This is a genomic window from Streptomyces sp. NPDC050743 (genome assembly GCF_044456925.1).
In the GTDB taxonomy this organism is placed as follows: domain Bacteria; phylum Actinomycetota; class Actinomycetes; order Streptomycetales; family Streptomycetaceae; genus Streptomyces.
On the sequence record NZ_JBITGJ010000051.1, the window covers coordinates 46,730 to 64,452 of the forward strand.

The following is a 17,723-nucleotide window of genomic DNA, read 5'->3' on the forward strand; positions in this document are numbered from 1 at the left end:
CATTTGCATTCGATGCATGCGCATGTAGTGTCTTCGGCATGACCTCACCGCTCACCCCCTCCGCGGCCCCGTCGCCGGCGGTTCGCTGGACTCCCCGACTGTGGGGCACCCTGCTGGTGCTCTGCGCGGCGATGTTCCTGGACGCGCTGGACGTGTCGATGGTCGGCGTCGCGCTGCCGTCCATCGGCTCCGACCTCCACCTGTCCACGTCGACGCTGCAATGGATCGTCAGCGGCTACATCCTGGGCTACGGCGGCCTGCTGTTGCTCGGCGGCCGCACCGCCGACCTGCTCGGCCGGCGTCAGGTGTTCCTCGTCGCCCTCGGCGTCTTCGCGCTCGCCTCTCTGCTCGGCGGGCTCGTGGACTCGGGTCCGCTGCTGATCGCCAGCCGTTTCATCAAGGGCCTGAGCGCGGCCTTCACGGCTCCGGCCGGCCTGTCGATCATCACCACGACGTTCCCGGAGGGCCCGCTGCGCAACCGCGCCCTCTCCATCTACACCACCTGCGCCGCCACCGGCTTCTCCATGGGCCTGGTCCTCTCGGGCCTGCTCACCGAGGCCAGCTGGCGCTTCACCATGCTGCTGCCCGCACCGATCGCCCTCCTCGCGCTCCTCGCCGGCCTGCGGCTGCTGCCGCGCAGCGCCCGCGAGGAGAACCACGACGGCTACGACATCCCCGGCGCCGTCCTCGGCACCGCGGCGATGCTGCTGCTGGTCTTCACCGTCGTCCAGGCGCCCGAGGCCGGCTGGGCCTCGGCCCGCACGCTGCTGTCCTTCCTCGCGGTCGCCGTGCTGCTGACCGTGTTCGTCCTGGTCGAGCGGCGCTCGCCGAGCCCGCTGATCCGGCTGGGCGTGCTGCGTTCGGGCAGCCAGGTCCGCGCCCAGCTCGGCGCGATCGCCTTCTTCGGCAGTTACGTCGGCTTCCAGTTCCTGACCACGCTGTACATGCAGTCCCTGCTCGGCTGGTCCGCCCTCCACACGGCACTCGCGTTCCTGCCGGCGGGCGCGCTGGTGGCGGTGTCCTCCACGAAGGTCGGCGCGATCGTCGACCGGTTCGGCACCCCGCGCCTGATCGCGACCGGCTTCGCCTTCATGGTCCTCGGCTACGCGCTGTTCCTGCGCGTCGACCTCGACCCGGTGTACGCGGCCGTGATCCTGCCGTCGATGCTGCTGATCGGTGCGGCCTGCGCGCTGGTCTTCCCCTCGCTCAACATCCAGGCCACCAACGGGGTCGAGGACCACGAGCAGGGCATGGTCTCCGGTCTGCTCAACACCTCGGTGCAGGTGGGCGGCGCGATCTTCCTGGCGGTGGTCACCGCCGTCGTGACCGCGGGCGCCCCCGCGCACGCCACCCCGCAAGCCGTCCTCGACAGCTACCGGCCCGGCTTCACGGTCGTCACGGGCATCGCGGCGGTCGGCCTGCTCATCACCCTCACCGGTCTGCGCAGCCGTCGTACACAGCCCTCCCTCGTGGTCGCCAGGTCCACCGTGGAGGAGGCGGAAGCGGAGCGCGTGCCGGTTCGCGACTAGGGGAAAGCCTCCAACCGTGCGCCCGGCGGGGCCGATTGCCCTGCCGGGCGCCCGTCTGTGAAGCTGGGGGAATGTACGCATACGGGGGACGCCGCAAGGCCCGACAGGACGCGGCGACGGTCGAGATCGGCTATGCGCTGGTGAGCGCAGCCTTCGCGGCGGCCGTGCTGTTCGGGGCCGTGGCCGGGCCGGCACTGCTCTTCGGTCTGCCGCCGCTGCTGTCCAAGGTCCTGCTGCGGCTCGGCACGGCGGTCGCACCGGTGGTGTTCGTCGCCCGGGTGGTGAGCGTGCTGGTGCGCTTCCGGCGGGCGGCTCAGCCCAGCCAGCCGGGCCGTACCAACCCCGACTCGTAGGCCAGCACCACCAGTTGCGCTCGGTCCCGTGCGCCCAGCTTCACCATCGTGCGGCTCACATGGGTCTTGGCGGTGAGCGGGCTGACCACCAGCCGGCGGGCGATCTCCTCGTTGGACAGGCCGATCCCGACCAGCGCCATCACCTCCCGTTCCCGCTCGGTGAGCCGGGCGAGGGCGTCCGCCGCCGCGGGCTCCTTGGAACGGGCCGCGAACTCCGCGATCAGCCGGCGGGTGACGCCCGGCGACAGCAGCGCGTCACCCTGCACCACCGCCCGTACCGCGCGCAAGAGTTCCTCCGGCTCGGTGTCCTTCACCAGGAAGCCCGAGGCACCGGAGCGGATCGCCTCGAAGACGTACTCGTCCAGCTCGAAGGTGGTGAGCATGACCACCTTCACGTCCTTCAGCTCCGCGTCGGCGGTGATCCGCCGGGTCGCGGCGAGACCGTCGAGCAGGGGCATGCGGATGTCCATCAGGACGGCGTCCGGCCGCAGTTCGCGCACCAGCCGCAGCGCCTCCTCGCCGTCGGCCGCCTCGCCGGCCACCGCGATGTCCGGCTGAGCGTCGAGCAACGCCCTGAAACCGGCGCGCACGAGCGACTGGTCGTCGGCGAGCAGTACCCGGATCACTGGTCCTCCCTGGGATGCGACGGCAGTACGGCGAGCACCCGGAAGCCGCCGTCGGGGCGCGGGCCCGCATCGATGGTGCCACCGAGCGCGGCGGCCCGTTCCCGCATGCCGGCCAGCCCGTTGCCGCTGCCCCCGGCGTCGGCGCCGGTGGCCGGCCCGTCGTCGTCGATGCGCAGCCGCAGCGCCTCGCCGTCATGGGCGAACCGCACGCGCGCGTGCCGCGATCCGGAGTGCCGTACGACGTTGGTCAGGGCCTCCTGCACGATGCGGAAGGCGGCGAGGTCGGCGCCGGGCGGCAGCCGCGGCGGCTCGCCCTCGATCTCCACGGTGAGTCCGGCCGCGGCCGCCTGTTCCACCAGCTCCGGCAGCCGGTCCAGGCCCGGGGCGGGGGCGCGCGGCGCGGCGCCGGGCGCGCGCAGGGTGTCGAGGACCTGGCGCACCTCGCCGAGCGCCTCCTTGCTGGCGGCCTTGATGGTGGTGAGCGCGGTCCGCGCCTGCTCGGGGTCGCTGTCGAGCAGCGCGAGCCCCATCCCGGCCTGGACGTTGATGACGGAGATGCTGTGCGCGAGGACGTCGTGCAACTCGCGGGCGATCCGCAGCCGTTCCTCGTCCGCGCGGCGCCGCGCGGCCGCCGCCCGGTCGGCGCGCTCCCGCGCCCACTGCTCGCGCCGCACCCGGACCAGTTCGGCCAGGGCGACGACGGCCAGCACCCAGGCGCCGATACCGATCTCCTGATAGACGCTCCCGGCCTTGTCGCCCGCGGGCGGGAGCCAGCGGTAGAGCCACAGGGCGATCAGGGCGTGCCCGGCCCACAGCAGGCCTACGGCTCCCCAGGCCGCCCGCCGGTGCCCGGCGACGACCGCGCTGAAGCAGCCGACGGCGACGATCAGGAAGACCGGTCCGTAGGGATAGCCCGCGGCCAGGTAGACGAGGGTCGCCACCGCGGTGCCGTAGGCCACGGCCACCGGGTGCCGGTGCCGCCACAGCAGCAGCACCGAGCCCACGAGCAGAAGCACGCGCGCGTAGCCGTCCAGGGGCACACGGTGGAGCTGACTGTGGGCCGCGAAGTGGGTGCCGATGAGGACGAATACGGTGAGCAGCGCGGTGGTGCGCCAGGGCCAGTGCGCCCGGTTCGGCTCCGTCTCGTCGGGGGCGCTCCGCCACGGCGGCCCGTGCCGCCACCACTGCCCCGGGGCGCGCTGGTCTTCCATGCAGGCCACGGTAGACGCCGCCGGGCGGCAGGGGCGTCAGCCGGACGAGGCGATCACGCGTACTCCCGGGGAAGTACGACGCCCACCGCGAGCCCGGCATCGGTGCCGCTCGGCGCCTAACGCAGCCCGACTCCGTGCGCCAGCCCCGTGACCGCGTGCCGGAAGAAGGCCTCCCGGTCCTCGACCACCTTGTTGAACTGGCCGAACAGCTCGAAGCTGACCAGCCCGAACAGCTGGGCCCAGGCCGCCACCAGTGCCGTGATCGCCTCGGGCGGCAGATCGGGAGCGAGGTCGGCGGCCATGCGCTCGGCCTCGGGGCGCAGCCCGGTGGGCAGGCCGAGGTCGGCAAGGCCGGAGTCCTCGCGGGTTTCGCGGACGATGCCGATGAAGACCAGGCCGACCCGGGCGGCGGCCGGGACGGTCGTCTGAGGCGCGGCATAGCCCGGCACGGGCGAGCCGTAGATCAGCGCGTACTCGTGCGGATGGGCGAGCGCCCAGCCGCGCACCGCCTCGCACACCGCCGTCCAGCGGGCCACCGCAGGGGTGCCGGCCGCGGCGTCCCTCGCCTGCTCGGCCGCGGCGCCGAGGGAGTCGTAGGCATCGATGATCAGGGCGGTGAGCAGGTCGTCACGGCTGGGGAAGTAGCGGTAGAGCGCCGAGGAGACCATGCCCAGTTCGCGGGCGACGGCCCGCAGCGAGAGCTTGGCCGCGCCTTCTTCCGCCAGCTGTCTGCGGGCCGCTTCCTTGATGGCGGCGGTGACTTCCGTCCTGGCCCGTGCCCGGGCGCCCTGTGTGGTGCTCATGCTTGCAGTCTGCCACGCGGGAGAGCAGTGCACACAAAAGAGAGCGGCGAACAAAAAAGAGAGCACTGCTCTTGCCTCGGAGCACCCGTGTGCGCCACAATCGAGCCAAGCGAGAGCACCGCTCTCCCAAATCGTGGGGGTCACCATGTCGACACACGTCAAAAAGCCGGGCTGGTTCACCGTCAACGTCTTCAACCGGGCCGTGGCCTGGCTCACCCGGCGCGGGCTCAGCATCTGGGGCTCCCGGGTTCTGGCGGTGCGCGGACGCAAGAGCGGAGAGTGGCGCACCACTCCGGTGAACCTGCTGACGGTGGACGGGCAGCACTATCTGCTCGCCCCGCGCGGCCATGTCCAGTGGACCCACAACATGCGGGCGGCCGGCGGCGGCGAGCTGCGGCTCGGCAAGAACGTGGACGTCTTCACCGCCACCGAGGTCGCCGACGACGACAAGGTCCCGCTGCTGCGGGCCTACCTCAAGCGCTGGAAGGCGGAGGTCGGGGTCTTCTTCAACGGCGTCGGCCCCGACTCCCCGGACGAGGACCTGCGGCGCATCGCCCCCGACCACCCGGTCTTCCACATCACGGTCACGAACTGACCGAAACGCGTTCCCACCTCGGCACGGACCGGCGCCGCCCCCCCACCGGCCCGGTCCACACGGACCCCCGCCCGGCCCGGTCCTCGTGCTTCTCCCCAGCCGGACTAGCTCGCGCGCCTCACCAGCCCGGCCTACGCGGGCTCCGCACGGCCCCGGTCCTCGCGCTTCCCTCGCACCGGACCGGTTCTCGCACCAGCACCCCGGACTAGCTCACGCACCCCGCGCCAGACCGCTCACGTGCTTTCCTCGCACCGGACCAGTGTTCCCACAGCCCGCACCGAACCGCTGTCGCGCTTCCCCCGTGCCGGACCAGCTCGCGCGCCCCGCCAGCCCGATCCACGCAGGCTCCGCACGGCCCGGTGCCGGTCCACGCAGGCTCCGTACGGCCCGGTTCTCCTGCTTCCCCCGCATCGAACCGGCTCCCGCGCCCCACCGGCCCGGTCCGCACGGGCCCCGTCCGGCCAGGTCGGCGCAGGACCCGTCGCCGGTCCCGTCCGGCGTGGTCAGGGGGTCGCCGGGTTCTCGGAGGGAACCGCCGGTCCACGGTCCAGTGCGGTCAGGGCGCGCTGGGCGATCGGGTGGGTGCGGACGATGTCGCCCAGGGATGTCGAACCCTGGGTGATGTCGCGGAAGGCCTTCCACGCCGGGCGGAAGCCGGTGAGGGCCGCGTGGAAGAGGCCGGGACGCCTCTCGAACACGGTCAGCAGGCGCTTGCCGACGCTCATCTCGACGCCGAGCCCGGCCTTGATCGCGAACGCGTAGTTCAGGGCCTGGCGGCGGGTGTCGACCGCATCGTGCGCCTCGGCGATGCGCACCGCCCACTCCCCTGCCAGCCGGCCCGAGCGCAGCGCGAAGGAGATGCCCTCGCGGGTCCACGGCTCCAGCAGCCCGGCCGCGTCACCGCAGACCAGCACCCGGCCCCGGGACAGCGGCGAGTCGTCGGCGCGGCAGCGGGTCAGGTGCCCGGAGGAGACGGCCGGCTCGAAGCCGGACAGGCCCAGCCGGGCGATGAAGTCCTCCAAGTACCGCTTGGTGGCGGCGCCTTCACCGCGCGCGGAGATCACGCCGACCGTCAGGGTGTCGCCCTTGGGGAACACCCAGCCGTAACTGCCCGGCAGCGGGCCCCAGTCGATGAGCACCCGGCCCTTCCAGTCCTCGGCGACCGGCTCCGGAACGGGGATCTCCACCTCCAGGCCGAGGTCCACCTGGTCCAGCTTCACCCCGACGTGCGCCCCTATCCGGCTGGCGCTGCCGTCGGCGCCGACGACCGCGCGGGCCAGCACCGTCTCACCGCCCTGCAGGACCACGGCGACCGTGCGCCGGTCGGGGACCGCCGAGCCGTGCTGCTCGACCCGCTGCACCGTGACGCCCGTACGCAGCTCGGCGCCCGCCTTCTGGGCGTGCTCGACCAGCTGCTGGTCGAACTCGGGCCGGTTGATCAGGCCGAACAGCATCTGCTTGGAGCGGCGGGTGCGGGTGAAGCGGCCGTTGTTGGAGAAGGTGACCGCGTGCACCCGGTCGCGGAAGGGCAGCTCGAAGCCGGGCGGCAGCGCGTCGCGCGAGGGGCCGATGATGCCGCCGCCGCAGGTCTTGTAGCGCGGCAACTCGGCCTTCTCCAGCAACAGCACGCGCCGTCCCGCGACCGCGGCCGCGTAGGCGGCCGAGGCCCCCGCGGGTCCCGCGCCCACCACGACGACGTCCCACACCCGCTGCACGTCGTCCGCCGAAGAGTTCTCGCCGCTCACGATGGTCTACCGCTCCGATCAAGCCGCTGCCGTAGTGTCCCCCGCATCCTACGGCGGACATCGTCGCAGGCCGCTGTGGGAGTATCGGGGGCACATACCCTGTTCAAGCTGTTCAACGTCGCACCCACGAGGAGCGTGCCCATGTCGTCGAATCCGGTCGCCGAGACCGTCGCCTCGCTGATGCCCCGGGCCAAGGCGGAGCTGGCCGAGCTGGTCGCCTTCAAGTCGGTGGCGGACTTCACGCAGTTCCCGAAGAGCGAGAGCGAGGCCGCCGCGAACTGGGTCGCCGACGCGCTGCGCGCCGAGGGTTTCGTCGACGTGGCCCTCCTCGACACCCCCGACGGCACGCAGTCCGTCTACGGCTACCTGCCGGGTCCGGAGGGCGCCAAAACGGTTCTCCTCTACGCGCACTACGACGTGCAGCCGCCGCTGGACGAGGCCGGCTGGACCACCCCGCCGTTCGAGCTGACCGAGCGCGACGGCCGCTGGTACGGCCGCGGGGCCGCCGACTGCAAGGGCGGCGTGATCATGCACCTGCTCGCGCTGCGCGCCCTGAAGGCGAACGGTGGCGTCCCGGTGAACATCAAGGTCATCGCCGAGGGCTCGGAGGAGCAGGGCACGGGCGGTCTGGAGCGGTACGCCGAGGAGCACCCGGAGCTGCTGGAGGCCGACACCATCGTGATCGGCGACGCGGGCAACTTCCGCGTCGGCCTGCCGACGGTGACCACCACGCTGCGCGGCATGACCCTGGTCCGCGTGCGCATCGACACCCTCGCGGGCAACCTGCACTCCGGCCAGTTCGGCGGCGCCGCCCCGGACGCGCTCGCCGCGCTGATCCGCGTGCTGGACTCGCTGCGCGCCGAGGACGGCTCGACCACGGTCGACGGGCTGGACGCCACGGGGACGTGGGACGGCCTGGAGTACACCGAGGAGCAGTTCCGCGCCGACGCCAAGGTGCTCGACGGCGTCGATCTGATCGGCGACGGCACGGTCGCCGACCGCCTCTGGGCCCGCCCGGCCGTCACCGTCCTCGGCATCGACTGCCCGCCGGTCGTCGGCGCCACCCCGTCGGTTCACTCCAGCGCCCGTGCGCTGATCAGCCTGCGGGTGCCGCCGGGCGTGGACGCGGCGGAGGCGACCAAGCTGCTCCAGGCGCACCTGCAGGCCCACACCCCCTGGGACGCCCGGGTCACCACCGAGCAGATCGGCCAGGGCCAGGCCTTCCGCGCCGACGCCACCAGCCCGGCCTACCAGGCGATGGCCGACGCGATGGCGGTCGCCTACCCCGGTGAGAGCATGCAGTACGCCGGTGAGGGCGGTTCCATCCCGCTGTGCAACACGCTGGCCGGCCTGTACCCGCAGGCGGAGATCCTGCTCATCGGCCTGAGCGAGCCGGAGGCACAGATCCACGCGGTCAACGAGAGCGTGTCCCCCGAGGAACTGGAGCGCCTGTCGGCCGCCGAGGCGCTGTTCCTGCGCAACTACGCGGCCGGCTGAGCCCTTCTGCCCACGGCAGAGCGCCCTCGCCCACGGGCGGGGGCGCCGCCTACCGTCGGCGCATGGACGTCATCGGACTGCTCCCCCGGCTCCACCTCCTGCGCTTCCCCGTCGGCCAGGCGTATCTGTGGCGCGACGACGCGCTGACGCTGATCGACGCGGGACCGATCGGTGCCAGCCGTGCGATCGCCGACGCGGTCAGGGTGCTGGGGCACGCGCCCGGGGACGTACGGCGGATCGTGCTGACCCACTTCCACGAGGACCACGTCGGCGGGGCGGGCGAGTTCGCCACGCTGAGCGGGGCGGAGGTACTCGCCCACCCTCTCGACGCGCCGTTCGTACGAGGCGAACTCCAGGGCCCGCCACCGCGTTTCGAGGAGTGGGAGCTGCCGATCCACGCGGAGGCCGCCCGGCAGCTGCCCAAGGGCACACCCGTGCCTCCGGCCGAGGTCACCGAGGTGGCCGACGGCGATGTGCTGGGCTTCGGCGGCGGCGCCCGGGTGATCCACGTACCGGGGCACACGGACGGCAGCATCGCCCTGTTCCTGCCCGACGAGAGGGTGCTGTTCACCGGGGACACGGTGGCCCGCTCGCCGGTCGACGGCACGGTGATCCCGGGCGTCTTCAACCTCGACCGACCCCGGCTCCTCGCCTCCGTCGCGCGGTTGGCGGCCCTGGACGCGGAGGTGGCGTGCTTTGGACACGGGGACGCGGTCGTGGGCGACGCCGCCACGGCTCTGCGCAAGGCGGCGGCCGTGGCCTGACCGGCGCCCGCGCGGGCCGTCGTCCCCCTCGGTGACCTCTCGCGGCCGCGTAGCGCAGCAGCCGGCTCATGGCGGACCCGGAAGGTTGCCGAACTCCCGTCGGCTTGTGCCGTAGGCGCGGTCAGCCGACGGGCACTCCCGCCTCCAGATACAGCGCGGTCCCCCGCTCGCGGGCCCGCAGAGCCCAGCGCAGCCGCTCGTAGCGGACCGGCGGCAGCATCTCGGCGGCCTCCTGCTCGCTCGCGAAGCGCCAGCCGCGCAGCTCCGGACCCGGCAGCAGCACCCGGGACGCCTCGCCGGACTCCAGCCGGCCGCCGTCGAACAGCAGCCGCAGCCCGCCGAAGCCGGGCGGCACCGGCCGCTCCCAGTCCACGACGAGCAGCCGGGGCACCTCCCGCAGCCGTATCCCGGTCTCCTCCGCGACCTCGCGCATCCCGGCGCGAGCCGGTGCCTCGCCGCGCTCGACCACGCCCCCGGGGAACTCCCAGCCGGGCTTGTAGGTGGGGTCGACCAGCAGCACCCGGTCGAGCTCGTCGAAGAGCAGCACCCCGGCGGCGAGGGTCTCGGCGGTCGGCTCGGGGGTCTGCACGATGTCGCAGGGCGGTATGGCACCGCTGCCGATGGCGTCGGCGATGCGCACGGCGGTGGCGTGCGGGGTGAGGGCGCTGGTGTCCATGAGGTGGGCGTCGGCGGTGAGCCAGGAGGCGAGGGCGGTGCGGTAGGGCTCGATGTGGTCGAACGACCACTGCCGTACCCGTATGTCGCCGTCGGGCAGCTCGGGCGGGACCTCCCGGCCGGCTATCCGCTCGCGCAGGATCGTTTCCGCCGGGGCGAGCAGGAGGTGGTGCACGGGGATCCTGCGGGCGGCGAGGCCGCCGAAGATCTCGTCGCGGTAGTCCTGGCGGAGCAGCGTCATCGGCACCACGAGGGTCCCACCGAGCTCGGCGAGCATCGCGGCAGCCGTGTCGACCACGAGCCGGCGCCAGATCGGCAGGTCCTGGAAGTCACCGACCTCGGCGAGCCGCTTGGCCGGCAGAAGGTGTGTGAGCCCCGCGCCGATGACCTCCGGGTCGAAGAGCGTGCTGTTCGGGACCAGCTCGATCAGCTCCCGTGCGGTGGTCGTCTTCCCCGCACCGAACGCGCCGTTGATCCAGACGACGGTCACGGACTCCCCCTCTTGTGTTGGCCCCCTGAGGCTTGCCCGCTCCACCCTGCCACGGAAACCCCGCCCCGGTGAGGGCGCCGGAACGGGAGTGCCGGTGCCCCCTGCGGCGGGAACACCGGCACGCGCGCCGTGGGCCGTGGGAGCTACTCCTCGCCGCCGAGGGCGTTGCCGTCGACGGCGAAGCTGTCCTGGCTGACCAGGTGACCCGCCCCGTCGAGGGTGTCCGAGACGTTGAGATCCTTCAGGGGTCCCGCGTCCGCCGCGTGGGAAGGGGTGACGGCGGCCACGACGAATCCGGTGGCCAGGGTCGCGATGGCGAGCATGCTGCGCTTCTTCATGCGCTGATCAACTGCGGATCCGGCCAGGAGTCACGCGGATGTCCGCGAGCGGACGAGAGGGGTTACCGTCCCGGTGGGAGGGCCGGGTTACCGTCCCGGTGGGAGGGCGTATGGAGATTTCCGACGGTCACATCCACGTCGAGGCGCAGGGCGACGCGGCGGCGGTGCGCAACGTCATCGCCGCCACGTTCGGTCTGGTCGGCACGCTGTCCGCCGAGACCACCACGGGGTGCGGGCTGCGCGTGCCGCGCGCCCGCGTCTCACGGCACCCCGAGCGCGTCACGTGCCTGCCGTGCCGCGAGCACGCCCGGGACCGGCACCGGCGGCTCGCCGACCGGCTCGAGGTGCTCGCCGGACCGACCGCGGATCGAACGCAGATGGAGCGGGCCGCCGCCCATCACCGCGACCTGGCACGGCGGTTCGCGGCCCCGTGAGGGTGCCGGACCCCGCCGAAATCCGCTGGTCCGCCGTCGCGCGGGGCCGGTATCGTCCGACGTCCCGACCTGCCCGGCGACAGAGCAGGCCCCTACCGGAGACACGAGGTCATGACCAGCCCGCCCCTGACGACGACCCTCTGGCGCCCCACGGGCCCCAAGGAGCTGGAGCTGGTCCGCGCGCTCGACTGGCGGGCCTGGCCGCCCCGGCTCCCGGAGCAGCCGATCTTCTACCCGGTCCTCGACGAGGACTACGCGATCCGCATCGCCCGGGACTGGAACGTCAAGCACGACGGCGCCGGCTTCGTGACCCGGTTCGAGGTCGACGCCGAGTTCCTCGCCCGGTATCCGGTCCGGCGGGCCGGCGGCGAGACGATCCTCGAACTGTGGGTGCCGGCCGAGGAGTTGGACGAGTTCAACGCCCATATCGTCGGACGGATCGAGGTCGTGCGGGAGTTCCGGTGACCGGGCTCCCGGTCTTCGGCGGCGGCCGCATCGAGGACGTCGTGCGCTCGTGCGGGCCGCGGCCGGCCGGTCCGGCACAGAACTCCGTGCCCGGTCGGGGCTCCCGGGGTGGACGCGGGGCCATGTGCTCGCCCACGTCGCCCGCAGCGTGGACGTGTATGTCTGGCTGCTGCGGCTCGCACACGGGCCGCGCACCGGGCCCCCGCACGGACGCGGCGACCCTGACCGCGGCGTCGAGCGCGACGCGGCGCTGTCCGGCGAGCGGCTCGCGGCCCGCCTGCGCGAGAGCCTGGACCGGTTCGCGGCGCAGGCGCGTGCGCTGCCCGTCCCCGCCTGGGACCGTCTGGTCCCCGCGCCGGCCGGCCGGCGGCATCCGGCCTGGTACCTCCTGCTGCGCTGCCTGCGGGAGTTGGAGACGCATCACCTCGACCCGGGCGTCGGCCACGGTACCGGGCAGTGGCCCGACGGCTGTGTCTCCCGGGCGCTGGACGACACCCTCACCACGCTGCGCCCAGGGTTTCCGCTCGCCTCGGTGGCGGCCGTGGATCTCGGCCGGCGCTGGTCCGTGGCGCAGGAGGGACCCTCGGTCGCCGGGGCCGGGCACCAGGTGCTCGGCTGGCTCAGCGGGCGGACTCCGGCCGGCGTTCTGACGACCGACGGCCCGGCGCGGCTCCTGCCTGCCCCGCCCGCCTGGCCGCAGCCTCCGCTGCCGGGCTGGGGCCGCGTCGACGACGAGACATGAGCCGCGGAAGCGAACAGATCCGAACGCCTGACAGCAGCTATTGCCCCAAACGGGCCTGCCGTCAAGCCTTCTGACGGCAGATCGATCAGTCGGGGCACGCCTCTTCCAACACACTCCGACACGTTCTACCGTAAACGCGCACAGCTGGCACATGCATGCCACCCAGGCACCGCCCAGTCGTCAGCCATCTTTCGCGAGTCGGAGGAACGTCAACGATGCGTCACCCTCACACCCGCACCACCCGCCGAAGAGTGCTCGGAGCGCTCACCGCAGGCCTGCTGTGCGCGGCGGGCCTCGCCGCTCTGGCGGCACCCGACGAGGACCCGGCCGCCGCCGCCCTGGCCGACGGTCTCGCCCTCACCCCGCCCATGGGCTTCAACAACTGGAACTCCACGCACTGCCGCGCGGACTTCAACGAGAGCATGGTCAAGGGCATAGCCGACCTCTTCGTGGCCAAGGGCCTGAAGGACGCCGGCTACCAGTACGTCAACCTGGACGACTGCTGGGCGCTGCCGCAGCGCGACGCCGACGGCAAGCTGGTGCCCGACCCGGCCCGCTTTCCGAACGGCATCAGGGCCGTCGCCGACTACGTCCACTCCAAGGGGCTCAAACTCGGCATCTACACCAGCGCCGGCACCAAGACCTGCAACAGCGCGGGCTTCCCGGGCGCGCTCGGCCACGAGTACAGCGACGCGCAGCAGTTCGCCGACTGGGGCGTGGACTATCTGAAGTACGACAACTGCAACAACCAGGGCGTCGACGCCAAGAAGCGCTACACCACCATGCGGGACGCCCTCAAGGCGACCGGTCGGCCCATCGTCTACAGCATCTGCGAATGGGGCCAGAACAAGCCCTGGGAGTGGGCGTCGGACGTGGGTCACCTGTGGCGGACCACCGGTGACATCAGTGACAGCTGGTCCTCGATGCTGTCCATCCTGAAGCAGAACCTGCCGCTCGCGCCGTACGCCGGACCCGGCCACTGGAACGACCCCGACATGCTGGAGGTCGGCAACGGCGGCATGACGGACACCGAGTACCGCTCGCACTTCTCCCTCTGGTCGGTCATGGCCGCGCCGCTGCTCATCGGCACCGACCTGCGCAAGGCCACCCAGGCGACCTTCGACATCCTGGACAACAAGGAGGTCATCGCCGTCGACCAGGACCCGCTGGGCAAGCAGGGCACGGTCGTCTCCTCGGCCGGCGGACGCTGGGTGATCGCCAAGGAGATGAAGGACGGCAGCCGCGCGGTGGCCCTGTTCAACGAGTCGGGCACGGCTCAGCGGATCGTCACCACCGCGTCGGCCGTCGGCCTGCCCGACGCCTCCGCGTACACCCAGCGGGACCTGTGGCAGCACAAGAGCTACAACACCGCCGGCACCATCGCGGCCACCGTCCCCGCCCACGGCACGGTCCTGCTGCGCGTCTCGGCCGACCCCCGCTGGGCCGCGCACCCGCCCGCCGCCGAACTGGGCCTGGACGGCAGCCCGTTGCTGGAGGCGGGTACGCCGGCCACGCTGACCAGCACCGTCACCGACCTCGGCCGCACCCCGGCACGCCGGGTGGCCGTGACCCTGACCGGCCCCGACGGATGGACCGTACGGCCCGCGTCACCGACCACGGCCGACGCCCTCGCCACCGGTGAAACCCTGCGCACCGGCTGGACCGTCACCGCGCCGGCCGGAACACCGACCGGCTCCTTCGGCCTCACGCTCCAGGCGCGTTACCTCTCGCCGGCCGGGCAACAGGTCACCAGCACCGTTGCGCTGACCGCGTCCGTCGTGGTCCGGCCACCCGCCGGGACGTCGTACCTGAGCGACCTGGACTGGCTGTCGGCGACCAGCGGTTGGGGCCCGGTGGAGCGCGACACCAGCAACGGGGAGAGCGCGGCGGGCGACGGCCGCCCCATCACCATCGGCGGCACCGTGTACGCCAAGGGCCTCGGCGTGCACGCCCCGAGCGAGGTCTCCTTCTACACCGGCAAGGCCTGCGGCAAGGTCACCGCGGACGTCGGCGTCGACGACGAGAAGGGCACCAAGGGCACCGTCACCTTCGAGATCTGGGCCGACGGGACGAAGGTCGCCTCGACCGGCGTCCTGACCAACGCGATGCCCGCCCAGCCCCTGACCGCCGACGTCACCGGCGCCCAGGTGGTCCGCCTGGTCGTCACCGACGCGGGCGACGGCATCGACTCCGACCATGCGGACTGGGCGGACGCGCAAGTGAGTTGCTGACGGTGCCCACCCGTCGGGGTGAGACCGTACCCGGCTGCGGGTGCGTCTGGGCTGCTCACCGAGCCTCGGCTCAGACCCCCGCCGTCGCGTCCGGCTTCCGCGCCAGTGCGGCGGCCGCCGCGCCGACCAGCCCCGCGTCGGTACCCATCTGCGCGGGCACGACCTGGAGGCGCTGGACGAAGGACAGCGTGGCGTAGTCGCCGAGGGCCTTGCGCAGGGGGGTGAAGAGGATCTCGCCCGCCTTGCCGACACCGCCGCCGATCACGGCGATGTCGATCTCGACCAGGGTCGCGGTGGCCGCGATGCCGGCGGCCAGCGCCTGTGCCGCACGCTCGAAGGAGGCCACCGCGACCGGGTCGCCCTCGCGGGCGGCGGCGGCCACGGCGGCGGCCGAGGTGTCGCCGTCGGGGCCCGGACGCCAGCCCTGTTCCAGGGCACGGCGGGCGATGTTCGGGCCGCTCGCGATCCGCTCCACACAGCCGCGCGAGCCGCACGGGCACGGGTCGCCGTCGAGGTCGACGCTGATGTGTCCGATGTGCCCGGCGTTGCCGGTCGGCCCGGGGTGCAGCCGGCCGTTCAGGACCAGGCCGCCGCCTACCCCGGTCGACACCACCATGCACAGCGCGTTGTCGTGGCCGCGGGCGGCGCCCTGCCAGTGCTCGGCCGCCGTGATCGCGACGCCGTCGCCGATCAGCTCGACCGGGAGCCCGCCGGTGGCCGCGCGCACCCGGTCGACCAGCGGGAAGTCCCGCCAGCCCGGCACGTTCACCGGACTGACCGTGCCCGCCGAGGCGTCCACCGGGCCGGCGCTGCCGATGCCGACGGCGCCCGCGCGTTCCCACATCGGCGAACCGGCGAGGTCGCCGAGGACCTCCTCGACGGCCCGCATGACCGTTTCACCGTCCTGCTGGGCGGGCGTGCCGCGCTGGGCCCGGGTCAGGATCCGTCCGCCGCCGTCCACCAGCGCGCCGGCGATCTTGGTGCCGCCGATGTCCAGGGCCGCCACGAGGTCGGTGTGCATCAGAGTCAGATCTCCCCGTTGAAGCTCGAGAACCAAAGACACGCAGGCCGGTCACACGGTGGGGCGCAGGCCGACAGACAGCTGTGGACAGTCTCTCGCGCATCTGACAACGTTGTCCAGGTTCTATGCTCGACGCCACATCCTCATACAAACCACGGATCGGCGCATCACCCGGGGCGCATCACCCCGTGCGCACCGCGCACCAGCCCGGAAGCACCGGCTCCGTGGCCGAGACGGACGACAGGACAGGACGCCGCATCGTGCCCGAGACCACCCGCCGCACAGACAGCCTTTCCGGCACCCGTTACGGCAACCGCCCGACCATGAAGGACGTGGCGGCGCGGGCCGGGGTCGGCCTGAAGACGGTCTCCCGGGTGGTCAACGGCGAGCCCGGTGTCACCCCGGACACCGAGCGCCGGGTGCAGGAGGCGATCGACGCGCTGGGCTTCCGCCGCAACGACAGCGCCCGGGTGCTGCGCAAGGGCCGTACGGCGAGCATCGGCCTGGTCCTCGAGGACCTCGCCGACCCCTTCTACGGCCCGCTCAGCCGCGCCGTGGAGGAGGTGGCCCGGGCCCATGGCGCCCTGCTGATCAACGGCTCCAGCGCCGAGGACCCGGAGCGCGAGCAGGAGCTGGCGCTGGCCCTGTGCGCACGGCGGGTGGACGGGCTGGTGGTGATCCCGGCCGGAGACGACCACCGCTATCTCGAACCGGAGATCAGGGCGGGCGTGGCGACCGTGTTCGTGGACCGTCCAGCCGGGCGCATCGACGCCGACGTGGTCCTCTCCGACAACTACGGCGGCGCCCGGGACGGGGTCGCCCATCTCATCGCCCACGGCCACCGCCGGATCGGCTTCATCGGCGACATGCCGCGCATCCACACCGCGGCCGAGCGGCTGCGCGGCTACCGGGCGGCCATGGAGGACGCGGGCATACCGGTCGAGGACGCCTGGATGTCCCTCGGGCAGACGAACCCGGAGCGGGTGCGCCGGGCGGCGGAGGAGATGCTCTCCGGACCCGACCCCGTCACCGCGATCTTCGCGGGCAACAACCGGGTGACGGTCACCGTGATCCGGGTCCTGGCCGAGCAGTCCCGCCGGGTCGCCCTCGTCGGCTTCGACGACATCGAGCTGGCCGATCTGCTCCAGCCGGGCGTCACGGTCGTCGCCCAGGACGCGGCCGCCCTCGGCCGTACCGCCGCCGAGCGCCTGTTCCGTCAGCTGGACGGCAGCCTCGTCGCACCGGAGCGCATCGAGCTGCCCACCCGGCTGATCACACGCGGCTCGGGCGAGCTACCGCCGGCCGACTGAGCCGCGCGTGACCGGCCGCACCCTGGAGGAACTCGGCCTCGCCGGCGCTCCCCGCGACCATCCGCTGACCTATCCCGGCGCCTGGCCCACCGACTCCGGGCTGCTGCACAGCGACCGGATGTTCCCGCTGGAGCGCCTGCTGTACGACGACCGGGTGCCGCTGCTCGCCGTCGGCTCCAACGCCTGCCCCGGCCAACTGCGCCGCAAAATGGCCGAGTTCAGGATCGACTCCACGGTGCCGATGGTGCGGTCGCGGGTGTCCGGACTCGACGTGGGCATCTCGGCGCACGTCAGCCGACTAGGCTATGTCTCCGCGTCTCCGGTCAAATCTCCACAGGCGTTACGGGCGTTGTTCGTCATCTGGCTGGACCGGCGCCAGCTGGACGCGGTCGACGCCGGCGAGCCCCACTTCCGGCGGGCCTGGCTGCCCGCGCCTCGGGGGCGGATCGAGCTGCCGGACGGTCACGCGCTCACCGGGGCGTACGCCTGCGTCAACCGGCACGGCGTGCTGCACGACGGCGCCGGTGGGCCCCGCCGCCATCCCGGCGACCAGCGCACCCTGCTCACCGAACTCCTCGTGGGATCAGCTGCGTTACGCGAGCTCTTCGGGGTCACGCCGGAGGAGTTCTGCGCGCGGGCCCGCCGCGACCCCGGACTGTGCGCGCGGGGAACCCGGCTGTTCGCCGAGCAGAAGTGGGTGACGGAGTCGGGTCTCGAGCCGTACGCCGAGGGTCAGCAGGCCGGGAGCCCGGGCACCGGCTCGTCGTTGTTCCCGCCCCTGAGTTGAAGCTCTCCCCTCCCCTCGGCAAGCCTCGGGAAGGAGATTCCTGCCTACATCGCTGCGGCAGGCTTGACGGTTTTACCCGCCCTGCGACCGCGCCTTCCGGCGGCCGG

The 17,723-nt window shown here is 72.9% G+C and carries 18 protein-coding genes; 11 read left to right on the forward strand and 7 right to left on the reverse strand.

Annotation, left to right across the window (positions count from 1 at the left end; all coding sequences use genetic code 11):
* Positions 1–38 precede the first annotated feature (38 nt).
* Both ACIBJF_RS34430 and ACIBJF_RS34435 read left to right on the forward strand, forming a co-directional pair.
* The gene (locus tag ACIBJF_RS34430) at positions 39–1,529 is read left to right on the forward strand and encodes an MFS transporter (RefSeq protein WP_399179708.1); all 1,491 of its coding nucleotides are present in this window, start codon (positions 39–41) and stop codon (positions 1,527–1,529) included.
* A 71-nt stretch (positions 1,530–1,600) separates the two neighbouring features.
* Positions 1,601–1,882, forward strand: coding sequence for a DUF6332 family protein (locus ACIBJF_RS34435; protein ID WP_399179709.1), 282 nt, complete (start codon positions 1,601–1,603; stop codon positions 1,880–1,882).
* Here ACIBJF_RS34435 and ACIBJF_RS34440 read toward each other — a convergent pair.
* From ACIBJF_RS34440 to ACIBJF_RS34450, 3 genes are all read right to left on the reverse strand, one after another.
* Positions 1,843–2,508 carry a response regulator gene (locus ACIBJF_RS34440; protein ID WP_399179710.1) on the reverse strand — a complete coding sequence of 222 codons (666 nt, stop codon included), beginning with the start codon at positions 2,506–2,508 and terminating at the stop codon, positions 1,843–1,845. The two genes, ACIBJF_RS34435 and ACIBJF_RS34440, sit on opposite strands and share 40 nt — an antisense overlap.
* Entirely contained in the window at positions 2,505–3,719 is a 1,215-nt protein-coding gene (locus ACIBJF_RS34445; protein WP_399179711.1) for a sensor histidine kinase, read from the reverse strand. Before ACIBJF_RS34445 ends, ACIBJF_RS34440 begins: the two co-directional genes overlap by 4 nt.
* 116 nt (positions 3,720–3,835) lie before the next feature.
* Positions 3,836–4,522, reverse strand: coding sequence for a TetR/AcrR family transcriptional regulator (locus ACIBJF_RS34450; protein ID WP_399179713.1), 687 nt, complete (start codon positions 4,520–4,522; stop codon positions 3,836–3,838).
* Positions 4,523–4,667: 145 nt separating this feature from the next.
* Here ACIBJF_RS34450 and ACIBJF_RS34455 point away from each other — a divergent pair, with 145 nt between their 5' ends.
* On the forward strand, positions 4,668–5,117 hold the full coding sequence (locus ACIBJF_RS34455; RefSeq protein ID WP_356314357.1) for a nitroreductase family deazaflavin-dependent oxidoreductase: 450 nt from the start codon (positions 4,668–4,670) through the stop codon (positions 5,115–5,117).
* A gap of 503 nt (positions 5,118–5,620) precedes the next feature.
* On the opposite strand, the gene ACIBJF_RS34460 is transcribed toward ACIBJF_RS34455, so the two are convergent.
* The gene (locus ACIBJF_RS34460) at positions 5,621–6,862 is read right to left on the reverse strand and encodes a geranylgeranyl reductase family protein (protein WP_399179715.1); all 1,242 of its coding nucleotides are present in this window, start codon (positions 6,860–6,862) and stop codon (positions 5,621–5,623) included.
* A 141-nt stretch (positions 6,863–7,003) separates the two neighbouring features.
* Here ACIBJF_RS34460 and ACIBJF_RS34465 point away from each other — a divergent pair, with 141 nt between their 5' ends.
* A complete protein-coding gene (locus tag ACIBJF_RS34465; RefSeq protein ID WP_399179717.1) occupies positions 7,004–8,359 on the forward strand; it encodes a dipeptidase in 1,356 nt (451 codons plus the stop codon).
* 62 nt (positions 8,360–8,421) lie between these two features.
* Positions 8,422–9,123, forward strand: coding sequence for an MBL fold metallo-hydrolase (locus tag ACIBJF_RS34470; protein ID WP_399179719.1), 702 nt, complete (start codon positions 8,422–8,424; stop codon positions 9,121–9,123).
* Between the two features lie 121 nt (positions 9,124–9,244).
* Here ACIBJF_RS34470 and ACIBJF_RS34475 read toward each other — a convergent pair whose 3' ends face one another.
* Positions 9,245–10,288: an NUDIX domain-containing protein gene (locus ACIBJF_RS34475; protein WP_399179720.1), complete on the reverse strand. Its 1,044-nt coding sequence runs from the start codon at positions 10,286–10,288 to the stop codon at positions 9,245–9,247.
* 143 nt (positions 10,289–10,431) lie between these two features.
* A complete protein-coding gene (locus ACIBJF_RS34480; protein ID WP_399179722.1) occupies positions 10,432–10,626 on the reverse strand; it encodes a hypothetical protein in 195 nt (64 codons plus the stop codon).
* Between the two features lie 110 nt (positions 10,627–10,736).
* Between ACIBJF_RS34480 and ACIBJF_RS34485 the strand changes: the two genes are divergently transcribed.
* The 4 genes from ACIBJF_RS34485 (at position 10,737) to ACIBJF_RS34500 (ending at position 14,498) form a co-directional block, all read left to right on the forward strand.
* Entirely contained in the window at positions 10,737–11,060 is a 324-nt protein-coding gene (locus tag ACIBJF_RS34485; protein ID WP_399179724.1) for a hypothetical protein, read from the forward strand.
* 111 nt (positions 11,061–11,171) lie between these two features.
* The gene (locus tag ACIBJF_RS34490; protein ID WP_399179726.1) at positions 11,172–11,525 is read left to right on the forward strand and encodes a hypothetical protein; all 354 of its coding nucleotides are present in this window, start codon (positions 11,172–11,174) and stop codon (positions 11,523–11,525) included.
* Positions 11,485–12,267, forward strand: a complete 783-nt coding sequence (locus ACIBJF_RS34495) for a maleylpyruvate isomerase family mycothiol-dependent enzyme (RefSeq protein WP_399179736.1) — start codon at positions 11,485–11,487, stop codon at positions 12,265–12,267. Before ACIBJF_RS34490 ends, ACIBJF_RS34495 begins: the two co-directional genes overlap by 41 nt.
* A gap of 215 nt (positions 12,268–12,482) precedes the next feature.
* Complete coding sequence (locus ACIBJF_RS34500; RefSeq protein WP_399179728.1) at positions 12,483–14,498, forward strand: NPCBM/NEW2 domain-containing protein; 2,016 nt, start codon at positions 12,483–12,485, stop codon at positions 14,496–14,498.
* 70 nt (positions 14,499–14,568) lie between these two features.
* Here ACIBJF_RS34500 and ACIBJF_RS34505 read toward each other — a convergent pair whose 3' ends face one another.
* Positions 14,569–15,519, reverse strand: a complete 951-nt coding sequence (locus tag ACIBJF_RS34505; RefSeq protein WP_399179730.1) for an ROK family protein — start codon at positions 15,517–15,519, stop codon at positions 14,569–14,571.
* 260 nt (positions 15,520–15,779) lie between these two features.
* On the opposite strand from ACIBJF_RS34505, the gene ACIBJF_RS34510 reads away from it, so the two are divergent.
* A complete protein-coding gene (locus ACIBJF_RS34510) occupies positions 15,780–16,829 on the forward strand; it encodes a LacI family DNA-binding transcriptional regulator (RefSeq protein WP_351805089.1) in 1,050 nt (349 codons plus the stop codon).
* 7 nt (positions 16,830–16,836) lie between these two features.
* Positions 16,837–17,616, forward strand: a complete 780-nt coding sequence (locus ACIBJF_RS34515; RefSeq protein WP_399179732.1) for a hypothetical protein — start codon at positions 16,837–16,839, stop codon at positions 17,614–17,616.
* Positions 17,617–17,723: the final 107 nt, after the last annotated feature.

Bases quoted from the DNA above. Each gene is read 5' to 3' on its own strand.
- ACIBJF_RS34430 (WP_399179708.1), top strand. From the start codon at position 39: ATGACCTCACCGCTCACCCCCTCCGCGGCCCCGTCGCCGGCGGTTCGC.
- ACIBJF_RS34435 (WP_399179709.1), top strand. From the start codon at position 1,601: ATGTACGCATACGGGGGACGCCGCAAGGCCCGACAGGACGCGGCGACG.
- ACIBJF_RS34445 (WP_399179711.1), bottom strand. From the start codon at position 3,719: ATGGAAGACCAGCGCGCCCCGGGGCAGTGGTGGCGGCACGGGCCGCCG.
- ACIBJF_RS34450 (WP_399179713.1), bottom strand. From the start codon at position 4,522: ATGAGCACCACACAGGGCGCCCGGGCACGGGCCAGGACGGAAGTCACC.
- ACIBJF_RS34455 (WP_356314357.1), top strand. From the start codon at position 4,668: ATGTCGACACACGTCAAAAAGCCGGGCTGGTTCACCGTCAACGTCTTC.
- ACIBJF_RS34465 (WP_399179717.1), top strand. From the start codon at position 7,004: ATGTCGTCGAATCCGGTCGCCGAGACCGTCGCCTCGCTGATGCCCCGG.
- ACIBJF_RS34470 (WP_399179719.1), top strand. From the start codon at position 8,422: ATGGACGTCATCGGACTGCTCCCCCGGCTCCACCTCCTGCGCTTCCCC.
- ACIBJF_RS34480 (WP_399179722.1), bottom strand. From the start codon at position 10,626: ATGAAGAAGCGCAGCATGCTCGCCATCGCGACCCTGGCCACCGGATTC.
- ACIBJF_RS34485 (WP_399179724.1), top strand. From the start codon at position 10,737: ATGGAGATTTCCGACGGTCACATCCACGTCGAGGCGCAGGGCGACGCG.
- ACIBJF_RS34490 (WP_399179726.1), top strand. From the start codon at position 11,172: ATGACCAGCCCGCCCCTGACGACGACCCTCTGGCGCCCCACGGGCCCC.
- ACIBJF_RS34500 (WP_399179728.1), top strand. From the start codon at position 12,483: ATGCGTCACCCTCACACCCGCACCACCCGCCGAAGAGTGCTCGGAGCG.
- ACIBJF_RS34505 (WP_399179730.1), bottom strand. From the start codon at position 15,519: ATGCACACCGACCTCGTGGCGGCCCTGGACATCGGCGGCACCAAGATC.